This is a genomic window from Paenibacillus albiflavus (assembly GCF_004344915.1).
In the GTDB taxonomy this organism is placed as follows: Bacteria; Bacillota; Bacilli; order Paenibacillales; family NBRC-103111; genus Paenibacillus_AM; species Paenibacillus_AM albiflavus.
Window position 1 is genome coordinate 29,776 of sequence record NZ_SKFG01000020.1, and the last position, 15,948, is coordinate 45,723.

The window sequence follows — 15,948 nt, forward strand, 5'->3', positions numbered from 1 at the left end:
ACCTCTTTCATGTTATAAAATTGTGAATACAAGTGCGATACCTGTACCGATGGCAAAAGCGGTTAGAAAGGCTTCAGCCCCTTTGGACATACCAGATACGAGATGCCCCGCCATCAAATCTCTGACCGCGTTCGTAATCAGCAGACCAGGTACGAGTGGCATAACCGAACCGATGATAATCTTATTCGCTTCTTTACCAAATCCGACAAAAGTAAGAATAAAGGCAAAGAGTCCAATAAAGAACGAAGCTGTCAATTCGGCAAACAATTTAATGCCTAACAAACGTTGCAAGTATACGAAGGAAGTGAAGCCTAACCCACCGCATATCATAGCAGGAATAAAATCAATCCATCCGCCCTTAAACATAATGGTAAAGCACCCGCTCGATATTGCTGACGCTGCAATTTGCATCCAAATTGGATAGGTGTGCTTTGCAGCTTCCACCTTCTTGAGCTGTTGAAAAGCTTCTTCCGCTGTGATTATTCCGCCCGTTAAATTCCGAGAAATACTATTTACAGTAGCAACTTTCTCCAAATCAATTGTACGGTTTGTAATGCGGATCAGCTTAGCTATATCTTTACTTTCTGTAGCGAACATGATGACAGTCGGCGTCACATAGCTATGTGAATGGGGCAGGCCTAGCGCATCCGCAATTCGTGACATCGTATCTTCTACCCGGTAGGTTTCCGCACCACTTTCTAGCATGACTTTACCCGCTAGTAGGCATACTTCAACCCTTTCGAATGATTCATCATCTATTGTAATTTCCATGGGAATCTCCTTCTTACTTGTGAAAAAAGATTTATCTTTGTTCGTAGGACGGTGAAACCGTTTCTTCTTGTAGCTAATATAGCAATTTTTTAAAGAAAAGTTAACTCACAATTTAACTTGACTATGCTACAATTATTGGAGAATATCGAATTTACAATTTTCAGATTTTAATTCTAACACAATGGAAGGTTGTGAGATCATGCATAAGGTAATTAATTATGCGCACCGTGGCGCTTCGGGCTACTGTCCAGAGAATACGATGGCTGCTTTTGCTAGAGGCCTTGAGTTAGGTGCTACAGGAATTGAAACGGATGTTCAGGTATCAAAAGATGGCAAGCTTGTACTTATTCATGATGAGCAGTTGAAGCGGACAACGGGTGCAGAAGGGCTAGTTAAGGATTATGATTGGGAGACCTTACAAAGCCTGGATGCTGGAACCTGGTTTAATACTGATTATGCGGGTGAGAAGCTACCGAGTCTTGAGCAATTGTTCGAGCTTGTTAAGCAGAAGGACACGATTCTTAACCTTGAGCTTAAGAATGGCTTTATTCAGTATGCGGGTCTTGAAGAGCAAGTGATTACCATGATTAAACGATATGATATGGTGGAGCGTACGATAATTTCTAGTTTTAACCATTATTCGTTGGCATTATGCAACAAGTTAGCACCTGAGATCCAAACAGGTATTTTGTACATGGAAGGTCTGTACGAGCCTTGGAATTATGCCGATCAGGTAGGTAGCACAGCGCTGCATGCGTTTAAATACGCCGTTATCCCTGAACTCGTAACCGAAGCGGCTAAACATGGCAAGATCTATAATCCGTTCACGGTCAATGAAGTACCTGAAATGAAGATGTTGATTGCAGCAGGTGTAGCTGGCATCATTACGGATTATCCAGATCGTCTGGCGGCATTGCTGGAATTCAATTAAGGGAGTGTGATTGTTATTAAAAAGACATGGTTGCTCGGATTTGGTTTTTTTAGCATAAGCATCACATGGGCCTTATACAACGCGTTTATTCCTTTCTTTCTGGAGCCATATATCAAAAGTACAGCGATGATCGGGTTTATGATGACCATTGATAACTATATTGCTCTATTCTTGCAGCCATGGATTGGCAATCGAAGCGATCGAACGAATACCAAGTACGGTAAACGGATGCCCTATTTATTGATTGGGATGCCAGTTGCAGCCGTATTTATTGCGCTGATTCCTTTTCACACTGGATTATTTACCTTAGTACTGTTCATGGTATTGATGAATTTAAGCATGAGTATTTATCGTTCACCAACAGTTGCGCTCATGCCAGATATAACGCCTGATTCCAAAAGAACCAAAGCGAATGGCATTATTAACTTAATGGGTGGACTTGGTTCCATTCTAGCGTTTGGCGTAGGATCCATTCTGTATAAATCGAACACATCCTTTCCGTTCTTGCTTGCGGCAGTCATTACGGTGGTTTGTATGTTTATTTTGCATACGAATATTAAGGAACGGCGTGATACGATTACATATTCTGTGGCAGAGAAGAACAAAATCCGTTTTCGTGGTGAACTCGATCGGACGACCGTCTTCCTGCTAGGTGCTGTATTCTTTTGGTTTGTTGCTTATCAGGGGGTTGAAGCATTATTTACGCTTTATGGCAAGCATCAGCTAGGACTTAGTGAAGGAGACGCTTCGTTCTCACTGACTTTCTATTCGCTAGCTTTCCTTGTATTCGCACTCCCAAGCGGATTTCTTGGAAGCAAGTATGGTAAAAAGAAAATGATCCTAATTGGCGTATGTGGTCTGTTTCTCGTATTCGCTTCAATCCCTTTAGCTCAGTCTTTACTGACATTGCGGATTCTACTTATTCTAGGAGGCCTGTTCTGGGCATGCATCAACATTAATTCTTATCCTTTTGTTATTTCAACGGGACGTGAGCAGAGCATTGGGACGAGAACGGGGCTATATTATTTGGTATCTTCTGTTGCAGCCATTAGCTCGCCGCCTTTACTTGGCTTAATTGTAGATATTTATGGATACACTTCTTTGTTCTTTTGTGCTTCAATTGGCTTGCTTCTCGCACTTGTCTGTTTGCTCATGGTACGCAATAGCGGGATGTCTAATCCAACGACAAAGCCTTCAGGGCTTGAGGTATAGTGTAGTAGATGCAACAAGCCGAAATCACAGCAGTTGACTGAATCAACTGCTGTGATTTTTTGTAACTCCAACGTTCCGATCTGACATGTTACAATAGAGCAAGGACATAATGTTGGAGGTTAATGATGGTACGATTTGGCGTGATTGGGACTAACCAAATTACAGATGAATTTATTAAGGGTGCTCGTGAAGCGGAAGGATTCGAACTTGCGGCTGTATACTCGAGAACAGAGGAGCGGGCGCAAGAGTTTCAAGCGAAGCATGATATTCCACATATCTTCACAAATCTGAAAGAAATGGCTCAAAGCGATGTAATCGATGCGGTATATATTGCGAGTCCGAATTCGTTTCATGCAGAGCAGGCGATTCTATGTATGAATCATGGAAAGCATGTTCTATGTGAGAAGCCGATGGCTTCTAATCGTCATGAGCTGGCGGCTATGATTGAGGCGGCTAAGAACAATGGCGTTCTGCTTATGGAGGCGCTTAAGTCAACGAAGCTTCCTAATTTCCATTCCATTCAGGACAATTTGCATAAAATTGGGAAGGTGCGGCGCTATTTTGCAAGCTTCTGTCAATATTCCTCTAGGTATGATGCTTATAAGGAAGGTAAGATATTAAATGCTTTTAATCCGGCATTATCTAATGGCTCTTTGATGGATATAGGTGTTTATTGCATCTATCCTCTGGTTGTTCTGTTTGGTAAGCCTGACGAATTGCATGCTACAGGCCTGCTGCTGGACTCAGGGGTTGATGGCGAAGGTTCTCTGTTGCTTAAATATAAAGAAATGGATGCCGTCATCATGCATTCCAAGGTTTCGAATTCGTATCTGCCATCCGAAATTCAAGGGGAGAAAGGAAATATTCTCATCGATAAAATTAGTCGTATGAGCAAGGTCACCGTACATTATAAAGACGATACGACAGAGGATATTTCAAGACCACAAAGCATCAATAGTATGTATCACGAAGTTCAAGCCTTTATTAATCTCGTGAACAGTGGCAAAACCGAATCGTCGACGAATTCATTCTTAAATTCGATGATCACCATGGAAATTATGGATGAAGCAAGACGGCAGATCGGTCTAGTCTATGAAGCTGATCGTATACAAGAATAATTACCCATTATCAAATAGCCGAGAATACTCGCGACTTCAGTCGTGTAGATGAATTGGCTTCGGTTGAAGCATAGCTTCAGCTATATTAATCAACCGACATATGTTAGTTTGAGTATAAGCTTTAATACCTCTAGAAATAGATTTAGCGATACACATATGGTAAAATTTTCTTAGAGGTGTTTTTTGTATGTCTGAAATTCATTATGGACGTGGATACGTCTATTCGATCCAGTATCACTCTATTGAATCCAAGCTACTTTGTAGCTACTGTAAGTAAAAATCCAGAAGAACAGATTCGTAAATACATTCAATATCAGAAGAAGAAATGAGGTGAATGCAATACTACGTCACAAAGCCTATAAATTTAGAATCTATCCCAATCAAGAACAAGAAATTTTAATAGCTAAAACGATGGGTTGTTCCAGATTTGTTTATAATCATTTTTTGAATTTATGGAACGAAGAATATTCCAAATCCGGTAAAGGATTGTCTTATCATTCTTGTTCCGCTATGTTACCAAAAATGAAAAAAGATGAGGCTACTAACTGGCTCGCAGAAGTGGATAGTATTGCCATTCAATCTTCTCTTCAACATCTTGCAGATTCTTTTTCTCGCTTTTTCAAGAAGCAAAATCATAAACCTCAATTCAAAAGTAAAAAGAATCCTGTTCAAAGCTATACAACAAAGAATGTTAACAACAGTATCGAATTAAAAGAAAAGTATTTAAAACTTCCTAAACTTGGCTTAGTGAAATTCGCTAAAAGCCAAGAACCTAGCGGACGCATTTTGAACGCAACGATTCGCAAAAATGCTAGTGGCAAATTTTTCGTATCTATTCTTTGCGAAGAAGAAATTGATGAGCTATCAAAAACAGGTAGTGCAATTGGCATTGACCTTGGTATCACTGATTTTGCGATTTTTTCAGATGGTCGCAAAATTGACAATAATAAATTCACTTCCAAAATGGAAAAGAAACTGAAACGAGAACAACGGAAGTTGTCAAAACGTGCTTTGATCGCCAAAAAGAAGGGGATCCATCTATTTGAAGCAAAAAACTACCAAAAACAAAAACGTAAAGTTGCTCGGTTACACGAAAAGGTAATGAATCAGCGTGCTGACTTTCTGAATAAGCTGAGTACTGAGATTATCAAAAACCACGATATAATCTGTATCGAAGACTTAAACACAAAAGGTATGTTGCGCAATCATAAATTAGCAAAAAGTATCTCAGACGTCTCTTGGTCTAGCTTTGTCGCAAAATTACAATACAAAGCCGACTGGTACGGACGTGAAATCATCAAAGTAGATAAATGGTATCCGTCTAGTCAAATTTGCTCTGAGTGCGGTCATAACGATGGCAAAAAAAGCCTTAAGATTCGAGATTGGACTTGTCCTATTTGTCGTACTCATCATGACCGTGATATTAACGCTAGTATTAACATTTTGACCGAAGGTCTAAGATTACACGCTTTAGCATAATGGCTAGAAACAAGAACCGTAGGGACTACGGGGATAGCTTGGTAAATAAGAGAAACCGCTGCCCGCAAAGAAATACGCTAGCAAGTACGCTCTCTTCCCAAGAATCTCGTGACTTTAGTCATGAGAGGTTCAAGTTGACATCCATGGTTATCAATTAAGATAATGAAGAGACAAACTTAATAATGGAGGGATCGTTATGCCAACAATTCATGTCGAAGGAAGAGGCTCATTTCAAGTAGAAGAAGGTACCAAGCTTGTACTTGCTCTTGAGGATCATGGAACGGATATTCTGCACCGCTGCGGTGGGAATGCGAGATGTACAACCTGTCGCGTGGAAGTTCTTTCAGGAGATGCTGGACCAATGGGGGAAGCGGAAGCTGCAGTTCGTGAGGCCAAAGGCGTTACGGAACCGAGTATCCGTTTATCTTGTCAAATTCGTGTCCATTCAGATCTAATGGTGAAACCGCTCATGACAGTGTCTGAAAGTGGAATGGATGCTGGAAAGCGTCCAGTGGATTAAACATAGTTTGTCATATAAGCGACCGCCTTTTTTGGAGTTCATCCAAAAGAGTCGGTCGTTTTTTTTCAAAAATCCACTTGACAACTGTATATATTAGTATATTGTATATATATAATATATATAATATTATAGGTTAGAAGGTGAAGGATTGGATATCATCATAAGTAACTCTTCCGGTAAAAGGCCAATTTACGAACAGATAACGAGTCAAATTAAAAACTTGATTATTAGCGGGGAATTAAATGCTGGTGATGCACTGCCTTCTATGCGACTGCTAGCCAAGGAGCTGCGAATCAGTGTCATTACGACCAAACGTGCTTATGAGGATTTGGAACGTGATGGCTTTATTACAACCATGACTGGCAAAGGCAGCTTTGTTGCTGGGAAAAATTTGGAATTCATTCGTGAAGAGCAAATGAAGATCGTTGAAGATTATTTGCAGAAGGCTGTCGACGCGGCACATAAAAGCTCCATTTCTTTGGAAGAATTGCATGACATGTTGACCATACTCTATCAGGAGGAATAACTATGGAGAACGTAATAGAGATTAGCAATCTAACCAAAAATTACTCCAGCTTTACGCTGAACAATGTGAGTTTTACAGTACCGAAGGGCTGTATTATGGGGTTAATTGGCGCCAATGGTGCAGGCAAAAGCACAACAATTAAGCTTATGCTAAATATTACTCGACGCAATGAAGGGTCTGTAAAGATTTTCGGACAAGATGCCCTTGAGAATGAAGAACATATTAAACAGAACATTGGCGTCGTATTTGATGAAAGCCATTTTCACGATACGCTTAAGGCAAGCCAAATATGTAAGATCATGAGCAACGTGTATAAGGAGTGGGATAATGAGCTTTTCTATCAATATTTAAAGCGTTTTAAACTGCCAGTTGATAAAAAAGTAAAAACATACTCACGTGGTATGAAAATGAAATTATCCATTGCTGTTGCCCTATCCCATAATCCGAAGCTTCTAATTCTGGATGAACCGACTAGTGGACTTGATCCCATTGTCCGTAATGAGATTTTGGATATTTTTCTGGAGTTTATTGAGGATGAGGAACATTCGATCTTGCTTTCTTCCCATATTACAAGTGATTTGGAGAGAATTGCCGACTATATTACCCTTATTAATCATGGTGAAGTTATTTTCAGTGAGTCGAAGGATGATCTTATTTATAATTATGGTATATTCAAAGGCACCAATCATCAGATGAAAGAAATTAACAAACAGGATTTTATCGGGATTCGTCATACACAGTTTGGTTTTGAAGCACTGGCTAAAGATTGCCGCAAGATGGCTGCCAAATATCCTGAGCTTATTCATGATACAGCAGGGATCGAAGATATTATGGTATTTTTTGTAAGGGGCGAGGAATGATGAGAGGTTTTATTCTAAAAGATTTATATAACATGACAAGCAATTTTAAACAACTTCTTGTAGTGATTCTGTCTCTGCTAGTAATGATGGGTACTTTTGAAAATATGAGTGCGTTTTCAGGGATGTTCATTATTTTATTGTTAGGAACTCTCGTCGTTAGCTCCTTCAGTTTTGATGATATGGCCAAATGGGATCGTTATGCAATCGCGCTGCCCGTTACTCGCAAACAAATTGTGCTTAGCAAGTATGTGGTAGCATTAATAGGTTTGCTGACAGGCACCATCGTATATTTTATAGCTAATATAATATCGTTAGTAATTCATGGAAACCTGGAGCTTGGAGAGATGTTCCTTGGATCTGGTATAATTGTTTGTGTAGTTGTGGTTATGCTGAGTGTAATGCTTCCGTTAGTGTTTAAGTTCGGTGCCGAGAAAAGCCGAATAATCATGATGCTTGTAATGGTAATCCCTTGGTTAGTTACTATGATTGTCATGAACATGGGAATTCCAGTACCATCTGAAGCTATACTTAGCGTAATCGGGTATTCACTCCCGGTTGCGGTGATCATTTTGCTAATAGGTTCATATCTAATCTCTGTCAAAATTTACGAAAAAAAAGATTTAAATTAAGAGCAACAGCCATTAAAAACTATTGCTCAACTAGATCTGCCTATACTTTTGGCGTACTTCAGCATTCGATTATACATGTCGGGTGCTATTTTTTTGAGCAGATAGATTTGCGGATGTCTGGAATTGACTTCCAATACCCAAAGGTGACCATGATGATCATAGGCATAATCGATACCTAATTCATACAAACCAGACTTTTTCTTGCTTAGTTGTTCTGCAATTTTGTGGGATACTTTGTGAATTTGGGCCATCCGGGCATTAGATTGTGCAGCATCTAAATTCAAGCGATCGAATAATTGATTCATCATTGCGACACGGGAACCTTGATAATAGTTGTTTACAATCATATTCGGTCTAGCTATTTTGGCAAAAGTACCTGTAACCGCCCAAGCCTTTTTTGGCTTACGCTGTATCATCGTTCTTAAATCATACGTGTTGCCATTAACTTTTTCTAAGTAGATCCCTTGCTGAATAATGTACTTTTTTCTTAGTCTTGGCTTGATATAGTCATAGAGCTGCTGCAAGCTAGCAAAAGATTTGTTAATCTTGCTAGTTGATTTAAGTGTATATCGTTTATTATCACGCACTAATTGATATATGCCAATCCCTTGAGAGCCAGCATTTGGTTTGATATATAGCATTTTGTAACGACTTATCATACGTTCAAGGTTGGCTTTACTAAAGGGGATGGTATGTGGTAGATAGTGTTTGATACTTGAACTTGATAATAAATAGTGATGTACTGTCAATTTACCTGTTATATGAGTACTGCGATATTTCTTGCTCATTCTCCTCACCTCAAGATACTCTATGCCCTAATAGAGTAGCAGGATTGTGTGGATGATAGGAGTAATTAAAAACGGGACTGATCCCTGGTAGATGATACTACTAGAAGGATCGTCCCGTTATTTTATTTATTGTTGCCGACTGACCCAAATTTTCATTCTTGAGCCCTTAGCTACAAGTTCGCCTGCTTCAGGCTGCTGTTTGAATACTGTTCCAACGGGTGCGTCACTATTCTCTAACGCAAATTCATGGTACAATCTCAATTCTTTGATTTTATTCTGAGCCTCTTCTAATGTCAGCCCGCTTAAATCAGGTACAGGAATTGTAGCTTGCTCGCCGTCCGTATTCGCATTATTATCTCCTCCTGGATTAACAACGCCCGTCTCATTGCCAGTACTTGGCTTCTCCGATGCTACCGGAGTAGGTTTGGGAGTAGCGGCTGGCTTCTGATTTGGCTTAGCTGTTGCTGCTGGTGACTCTTTATCACTAGCTGGTGGAGTCGATGTCGGTGCTGGTGTAGATTCTATTATTCCTGTAACTGGTTCTTGTTTATTATCCGATTTCGATGAAGTTAATAACGTTAACACGAGTATGACTGTACCTACGAAAATAAGTAGTGCGACGATAATGCCTGCTATCCATTTGATTTTATTAACCCAACCCCGTTTGGGTTTATCGTCATATTGGTCTTGTTCTAAGAAATCTTCTTCTTGATCATTCTCATTCAAGTATTGATTACGATACGAACGATAATTTGCAGCCTGTTTAGGTGTAGCTGGCTGCTTCTGTTCGCTCGGGGACATTTGTTCAGATCTGCGCTCCGGCTTAAATGCTGAGTTATGCTCTGATCTGGATGGCACGTCTTTGGGTACCATAGTACCAATCGGATTAACAGATTCTTTCAATTCGATAATTTCACGGAGACTCGTAACAAAGGAGACAAGTGAATTATCTCCTCTGAATACTCGGCGTATGAGTGTTGTGAGTTTGTCCTGCTGCTGTGAAGATAAATCTTTACAAGCATGCAGAATTTCGAACTCAATCGCTTCATATGTTTTCGGAATCATACTGGACTTCGCGCATAATTGATACATGAGCAGACATAATCCGATGGCATTCGTCTGATCCTCATGTACAGAAGTCCAATAATTGATAACTTTAAGATGGTTATCATTTGTTAACCAGATATTCTCTGCGAATACGGAATAGCCATATAATTGCTCTTCAGTAGCATGATACATACTAGATGCCAGTTCATAGACCATCGTAAGAATTTCTTTGGAACCTAGGGTATGATGCTGAATCGATTGCGTAAGCGGCTTACCTGAATAAGAAGTGAATACGACATAGACCTGCCCGTCGATAATTCCAGCATTAAGCACATGAAAAAAATTCTTATTATTGAATTGAGAAGTTTGGCCGAATACCCGTGTAAGGTCCTCTGAACCATATTCCTCTTTGTTATTCCAAATATAAATGATCACATCGCGCTGTAAGGATAATTCTTTCCCGGCATATAGGACTCCATCAGCGAAAGATTGTATCGCATAGGTGAGTTGATAGCGATCCCCAATGCGTAACCCCATGTTGCAATTCCTCCTGTCATTACCATATGTCGTCTATTATGATGGATAACTGGCTGTATTGCAAAGGTGCACGTAATTATAGGGAACCATATCCAATTATTTTGAAATATAGGCAGCAAGCAAATCCAATCAGAAATACGAATAACGTCAGATAATCGATCATACGCATATGCAATTGATGAAATACGGTCCAATTGGTCGTCGCGCCATAGCCTCTATTCAGCATGGAAATAGCCAATTTCTCTGACATTCGGATGGAATCGACGATTAACGGTACCATGATCGGCAGATAAGCGACTATTTGTCCAAACATACCTTTGCCTGCTAACCTAGCACCTCTCGCACGCTGAGCATCAAATACTTGCTCTACTTTCTTCTGCATGGTAGGAATGAAACGTATAGCAGTTACAACTAAGAATGTAAGAGGGCCTGGTAGGCGCAATAAGTGCATCAATTGAATAAAATCATGAATTGGGGTCGTAAAAGTGAATACACTCGTCAGCAAGATCATCGAATAGATCCGAAAAAGCAGTGTTAATCCCCAGCAAAATCCACCATAGGAGAAAGGCAGCTTATGGTTTGACCAAGCATAGAACAGAATTTGCTTTGCTGAGCTTGATTCGAAGCTAGAAGCAGAGTATGTAAATCCTGCTAGAATAACAACAAGGATTAAAATAGGAATAGTTGGTTTAAGCAATCGCCATAATCGTTCATAAGGCATGTGAATATAGATCACGAGCAAGGTGGAGAAGGTCGATAGGCTTAGGTTAAATAATGGGCTTTTAAATAAAAATAATAGGATCATTAGCATGCTCAAAATAATCGTTTTCGTCCTAACATCCAGCTTGTGAATGATGGAATGCCCTGGATGATAATCAAGCATTGCTTCTCATCCTCTCTGATAGAGCAGCAGCTAGCTCTTCGGCCGTTATCTGTTCTGGACTGAGCTGGATATAGCGACTAAGCAACTGATTCATGCGAACGAGCTGTGGCGGTATCAGCTTGGCTGCTTGTACAATCGGTTCATCTGTAAAAATAGCAAGCGGAGCACAGTCCTTGAGGATTGTTCCGTTACTCATGATTACAACGCGATTAGCCTCTTCCGTAGCAATCTGCATATTATGGGTGATCGTTATAATCGTATGCCCCTTTTGGTGAAGATTACGGATCATATGAAGCATCTGCTCTGTTGCGTGCCAGTCTAATCCAGCAGTAGGCTCATCAATAATCAGTACTTGCGGCTCTAATACGAGAATAGAGGCAATAGCTAGACGTTGACGCAGCCCTTTGTCTAGTGTAAAGGGGTGGTCATCTACATAGGGTTCTAATCCGATGAAAGAAATAACCTCCATCGCTTTATTCCGCTGTTCTTGCTTGGACATGCCGAGAGTTTTCAATCCGTAGGTCACTTCATCTAGTACGGAGGAACAGAAAATTTGATGATCAGGATTCTGAAATACATACCCGATATGCGGAGCTAATTGGTAAGTATCTTGGCCTGCAATATTTTCTCCTTGAAAAAGAATCCGACCCTTAGTCGGTGCAAGAAGACGATTTAGATGTTTGCATAAAGTCGTTTTGCCAGCACCATTCTGGCCAACGATCGCGATATAGTCCCCCTCGTTAATATCGAGCGTTATCCCCTGAAGCGCCTCATACCCATTGCTGTAGCTATGATGTAAATCCTGGATTTGCAGGATACAGCTCTCAGCAGAAGATTGCTTGGCTAAAGGTGAAGTAACAGCGCTTGTACCTAATTGACTAGCATTTTGGTATAAGGGGACAAGTTCTAGTTGTTGAATAAGGCGTTCAACTAATTCATCAGCAGTACGAGGACAAGCTTCCCCAAGATCTACACCTTTGCCTTGAAGTTCCCAGTATAAAGAAGCGATGCCTGGTGGACGTAGACGGAATTCACTTGCGAGTTGTTTATGGCAAAATAACTGCTCAGGCGTACCACTCCATACGAGCTTACCTTCTTGTAAGACATAAACCTCATCTGCATATGCCAAAATTTGCTCCGATTCATGTTCGGCAATGACGATTGTCATGCCTTCTTGCTGAAGCTGACGAACGATTTGGAAAATAAGCTCTTTCCCCTCCGGATCCAGCTCAGAGGTAGGCTCATCAAGCGCTACGATAGAGGGTCCTATCGCTAACACACCTGCTACTGCAAGTCGCTGCTTCTCACCACCTGACATAAACTCGGTTCGCCTTTGTTCATAACCGCTTAGACCGACCTTCTGAAGAGCGTTATTGACTTTAAGTTTGATATCATCCAGTGGAACACCTAAATTACTAGGGCCAAAAGCTGTATCTTCCCAGACCGTAAGCCCGAAGATTTGTGTCTCCGTATCCTGCAGCACCAAACCAGCTTTACTTATAAGCTGTTGTATAGGGACTTCCTGTGTAGAACTGCCTTGTACAAGAACGGAGCCTTCCATCTTGCCTTCGATAAACTGCGGAATGATTCCGTTTAACGTCATAAGCAATGTTGATTTGCCAGCACCCGTCTCGCCCATAATCGCGATTATTTTTCCTTGGGGAACAGATAAGTTGATGTTATGGAGGTCCTGCTTGGTAGACTTCTCGTATTGAAAAGACAACCCGCTCATTTGAATTGCCGGATCATGATTCATATGGCTAGTCGTCCTTTCACTGTAGTTCTCCAATGATGAACACTGGGGCGGATATCATCGCTGATAGGGTGCTTACGTGTTCACGACCGATCGTTAGTAGCACGCAGCTAGATGGTCCCCCAGAGCGTAATGGATCCATTATTCCGTCTTTGTCTTCATTCGGTATGAACAGGAGTGAAGCGCTAGCTGCTAATTGGTTCGCTTCAAAGTGAAGCCCTTTGGAGCCAACGGGTATAATGTCGCCTACTTTAGGATGCTTGCGAAGCAGGATTAAATCTTCTATTGATAATAGATCAGGATCATCGATCGTTAGCTCAAATTCTGGCGCGCTTTTGGGAATACCGGCACAGACAACTACATCCCCACGCTTCGATTTCCCCGGATAGAACTTGTCTTGATCTGCAAGACCAAGAACGGTGATGCCAATACCTGTCTGAAGGGTTGGCACATTTTCTTCTGTGCTTCCTGTGAATTGGACATCCTGCGTAAGGCCAGCTTTGCGTGAATAGGATTTGATTGTGTCGATAATTTCTTTGCCAGTATCTTCATACTCGACACTTAAGCAATCGACGACCAAGAATGGTTCAGCACCACAAGCAATAAGCTCGAATAACGGCACTCGGACGGCAAATGTGGCGAGTAACTTATTCGGTACTTGGACCGTATCCAAAGGCTTGCTTCCAATCCCGCCATCTGAATCACATGCGATGACCAAATATTGCTGCTGGTTAATCGCCATTACCGTAAGATCACGCACTTTTTGTAAATAATTTACAGGATGCTGTATATAGGATTTCATTACCTTATCTCCATTAGATTAGTTTGCTCTTCTTGACTGTCTGATAAGCGATTGCGGCAATACCAACATTAACTGCAGAGCCGACCGTTAGAGGGAGTAGGAAGGTTAAGAACAAAGGAATCCCACCTATAGGAATGACCGATGCAGCTGCAATAATTCCATTACATAATGTTGCGGCCACAATTGCAACCCAAATATTTACCCTGCGGATTAAATAGGAGAATAAAATTGCCCAAAGACCTTGCTGCACAGCAATAATTAAATGCATGGGCAAGCCTAATGGGAGTCCGGTAGTTGCAGCCGTGAACAAATGCCCAAGGCTGGCAACGAGTGCACCTTCGAGAGGTCCGAATGCAGCGGCGCTAAAGTATCCTGGGGCGGAGTCTAGCGCAACGGTACCTGATGGCGAAGGGATTTTGATGAATGCTCCTACTGCACTAAGCGCGATTAAGATCGCCATTCTAGCCATTCGCTTAGGTGTCCAGAAGCTTTTTTTTAAATTCATAGGTTTTCCTCCTAGTAGTGAAGGTCTAAAGCCTTATTCAAATAATGATAATTTGACTTGCCTTCTATGTCTATACACTATAAAAATGACCATAAAAAAAACGATCCCTATCGGAATCGTTTTTTGTGAAAAACGTTTTTTTATTTGTAATCTTCACCAGATAGATAGCTGTAGAAAGGTAGGTCAACCCAGAAATTATAGGATGTAACTTCTGCTTTAGGATCGATTTTCTTAAGGCCAGCAACAACATCTGCACTGTCTTGTGTTAGGGTGTAAGATTGTGCAAAGTAATTGCCTCTGGAAATTTTATTATTCGTGATCTGCTTGTAATTTGGAAGTTCATTAATGGATGAGTAAAGCGGCTGCCACCAAGAAGCCTTGATTAAGCCTGACTGATCTTCATCATTCTTCTTCGCATATTTACTGATGATTGCGTCGAATGCTTCTTTGTGCTTCACAGTATCGAACTCGAACGAAATATCATACTCTTTGGAATAAGCGATGAAATTACCATTCTCGATTTGAACCACTTGATAGTCATCTGAAATTGCAGGCTCACCCCACTCTTTCAAGTAGATGAATGCGGATGTTTTAGGCTCTAACTGAACTTTAGCATTGATGCCCTCGCTCTTTAACAAACCGATTAATTGTAGTGCATGTGTAATGTCGGAATGACCATAACTCAATGTAAGTTTGGAGTCAAAGTTAGGGGTATAACGGTTGTCTTTTAAATTGTAACCAGTAATAATGTCTTGCTTTAATGCGGTATCAAAAATATTTCTTAAATCATCGGCTTTGATGATATCTTGTGTACGATAGGATTCGTAAACTTTGCTATAAATGTTGTTGTCTTGAACGTAGCCAATATAGTGCTTATAGTTGCCATGAATATCTAGCACTTTGATTAATAGAGCAGATGCCTCATCAGAGGAAATTGGCGCTGCTGGTTTAAAGCTAAGATAGCTGCTAGCAGGAATGATACCAGTATCAACAGCAACTGCTAGTGTTTGCGCGGCTGGAACTGAGAAAAACTCAGCTTTCAAACCAAGTTTGCTAAGAGCGGCAACAACTTTTGCTTCAGGGTATGTAAAGCTAAGCTCCTTGAAATCGGAAGCATTCACAGCAATGATTGCAGCATTTAATTGAGATAGCTGCTGATCACCATTGAAAGTGCTCTCAGCAAGAATGCCGTTAGCAAATAGCGCATTTGCTGATTTATAGTATGGGCTAGCTTCAGTTAAATCTACTAATTGATTCTTCTCTACTTCTTGTGCATTTAGGCCAAGAATTTGGCTAATCGCGTTAACGAATTCTCCCTTAGTTAAAGAATCAGAGAGTTTAATCTGATAGTTATCCTCTAGGTATTGCTTGTATTCGCTTGCTGTAACAGATTGTGAGGCATACACAATATTGCTTGTATCAGCTTGTGCATAGGTCGGTTGTGACAATGCTGCCGCACCTGAAAATAAGAGTGCAGATACTACTAACGTCTTCAAGGGCTTGTTTAAAATTTTCAATGTTGCCTTCATTTTTTGTAATACCCTCCTAAATTTTGTAATTCCAATTGGAATAGTATGGTATATTATA

The 15,948-nt window shown here is 40.7% G+C and carries 16 protein-coding genes and 1 pseudogene; 9 read left to right on the top strand and 8 right to left on the bottom strand.

The genetic code is table 11. The annotated features are described in order from the left end of the window. Window positions 1-12: 12 nt before the first annotated feature. On the bottom strand, window positions 13-771 hold the full coding sequence (locus tag E0485_RS17495; RefSeq protein ID WP_132419369.1) for a threonine/serine exporter family protein: 759 nt from the start codon (window positions 769-771) through the stop codon (window positions 13-15). A 199-nt stretch (window positions 772-970) separates the two neighbouring features. On the opposite strand from E0485_RS17495, the gene E0485_RS17500 reads away from it, so the two are divergent. From E0485_RS17500 to E0485_RS17535, 9 genes and pseudogenes are all read left to right on the top strand, one after another. Further along, complete coding sequence (locus E0485_RS17500; RefSeq protein WP_132419370.1) at window positions 971-1,702, top strand: glycerophosphodiester phosphodiesterase; 732 nt, start codon at window positions 971-973, stop codon at window positions 1,700-1,702. Window positions 1,703-1,717: 15 nt separating this feature from the next. Then, entirely contained in the window at window positions 1,718-2,914 is a 1,197-nt protein-coding gene (locus E0485_RS17505; RefSeq protein WP_132419404.1) for an SLC45 family MFS transporter, read from the top strand. A gap of 125 nt (window positions 2,915-3,039) precedes the next feature. Next, on the top strand, window positions 3,040-4,032 hold the full coding sequence (locus tag E0485_RS17510) for a Gfo/Idh/MocA family protein (RefSeq protein WP_132419405.1): 993 nt from the start codon (window positions 3,040-3,042) through the stop codon (window positions 4,030-4,032). A gap of 239 nt (window positions 4,033-4,271) precedes the next feature. Further along, a pseudogene (locus E0485_RS25345) lies at window positions 4,272-4,361 on the top strand (IS200/IS605 family transposase); the annotation flags it as partial. A gap of 10 nt (window positions 4,362-4,371) precedes the next feature. Further along, entirely contained in the window at window positions 4,372-5,511 is a 1,140-nt protein-coding gene (tnpB, locus tag E0485_RS17515; RefSeq protein ID WP_132419406.1) for an IS200/IS605 family element RNA-guided endonuclease TnpB, read from the top strand. A 196-nt stretch (window positions 5,512-5,707) separates the two neighbouring features. Next, entirely contained in the window at window positions 5,708-6,031 is a 324-nt protein-coding gene (locus E0485_RS17520) for a 2Fe-2S iron-sulfur cluster-binding protein (RefSeq protein WP_132419371.1), read from the top strand. Window positions 6,032-6,179: 148 nt separating this feature from the next. After that, on the top strand, window positions 6,180-6,557 hold the full coding sequence (locus E0485_RS17525; protein ID WP_132419372.1) for a GntR family transcriptional regulator: 378 nt from the start codon (window positions 6,180-6,182) through the stop codon (window positions 6,555-6,557). Window positions 6,558-6,559: 2 nt separating this feature from the next. Next, on the top strand, window positions 6,560-7,417 hold the full coding sequence (locus tag E0485_RS17530; RefSeq protein WP_132419373.1) for an ABC transporter ATP-binding protein: 858 nt from the start codon (window positions 6,560-6,562) through the stop codon (window positions 7,415-7,417). Continuing rightward, a complete protein-coding gene (locus E0485_RS17535) occupies window positions 7,414-8,046 on the top strand; it encodes an ABC-2 transporter permease (RefSeq protein WP_132419374.1) in 633 nt (210 codons plus the stop codon). The genes E0485_RS17530 and E0485_RS17535 overlap by 4 nt, the downstream gene beginning before the upstream one ends. Before the next feature lie 26 nt (window positions 8,047-8,072). Here the strand turns inward: E0485_RS17535 and E0485_RS17540 are convergent, their stop codons facing one another. From E0485_RS17540 to E0485_RS17570, 7 genes are all read right to left on the bottom strand, one after another. Further along, a complete protein-coding gene (locus tag E0485_RS17540; RefSeq protein ID WP_132419375.1) occupies window positions 8,073-8,834 on the bottom strand; it encodes a YheC/YheD family protein in 762 nt (253 codons plus the stop codon). Between the two features lie 126 nt (window positions 8,835-8,960). Further along, on the bottom strand, window positions 8,961-10,418 hold the full coding sequence (locus E0485_RS17545; protein WP_132419376.1) for a PASTA domain-containing protein: 1,458 nt from the start codon (window positions 10,416-10,418) through the stop codon (window positions 8,961-8,963). 76 nt (window positions 10,419-10,494) lie between these two features. Then, the gene (locus E0485_RS17550; RefSeq protein ID WP_132419377.1) at window positions 10,495-11,301 is read right to left on the bottom strand and encodes an energy-coupling factor transporter transmembrane component T family protein; all 807 of its coding nucleotides are present in this window, start codon (window positions 11,299-11,301) and stop codon (window positions 10,495-10,497) included. Then, window positions 11,294-13,057 carry an ABC transporter ATP-binding protein gene (locus tag E0485_RS17555; protein WP_132419378.1) on the bottom strand — a complete coding sequence of 588 codons (1,764 nt, stop codon included), beginning with the start codon at window positions 13,055-13,057 and terminating at the stop codon, window positions 11,294-11,296. Before E0485_RS17555 ends, E0485_RS17550 begins: the two co-directional genes overlap by 8 nt. Before the next feature lie 16 nt (window positions 13,058-13,073). Continuing rightward, a complete protein-coding gene (locus E0485_RS17560; protein ID WP_132419379.1) occupies window positions 13,074-13,856 on the bottom strand; it encodes an AIR synthase related protein in 783 nt (260 codons plus the stop codon). Between the two features lie 13 nt (window positions 13,857-13,869). Further along, on the bottom strand, window positions 13,870-14,361 hold the full coding sequence (locus tag E0485_RS17565) for an ECF transporter S component (protein ID WP_132419380.1): 492 nt from the start codon (window positions 14,359-14,361) through the stop codon (window positions 13,870-13,872). 140 nt (window positions 14,362-14,501) lie between these two features. Then, window positions 14,502-15,890 (bottom strand): hypothetical protein, encoded by a 1,389-nt coding sequence (locus tag E0485_RS17570; RefSeq protein ID WP_132419381.1) that lies wholly within the window; start codon window positions 15,888-15,890, stop codon window positions 14,502-14,504. Window positions 15,891-15,948: the final 58 nt, after the last annotated feature.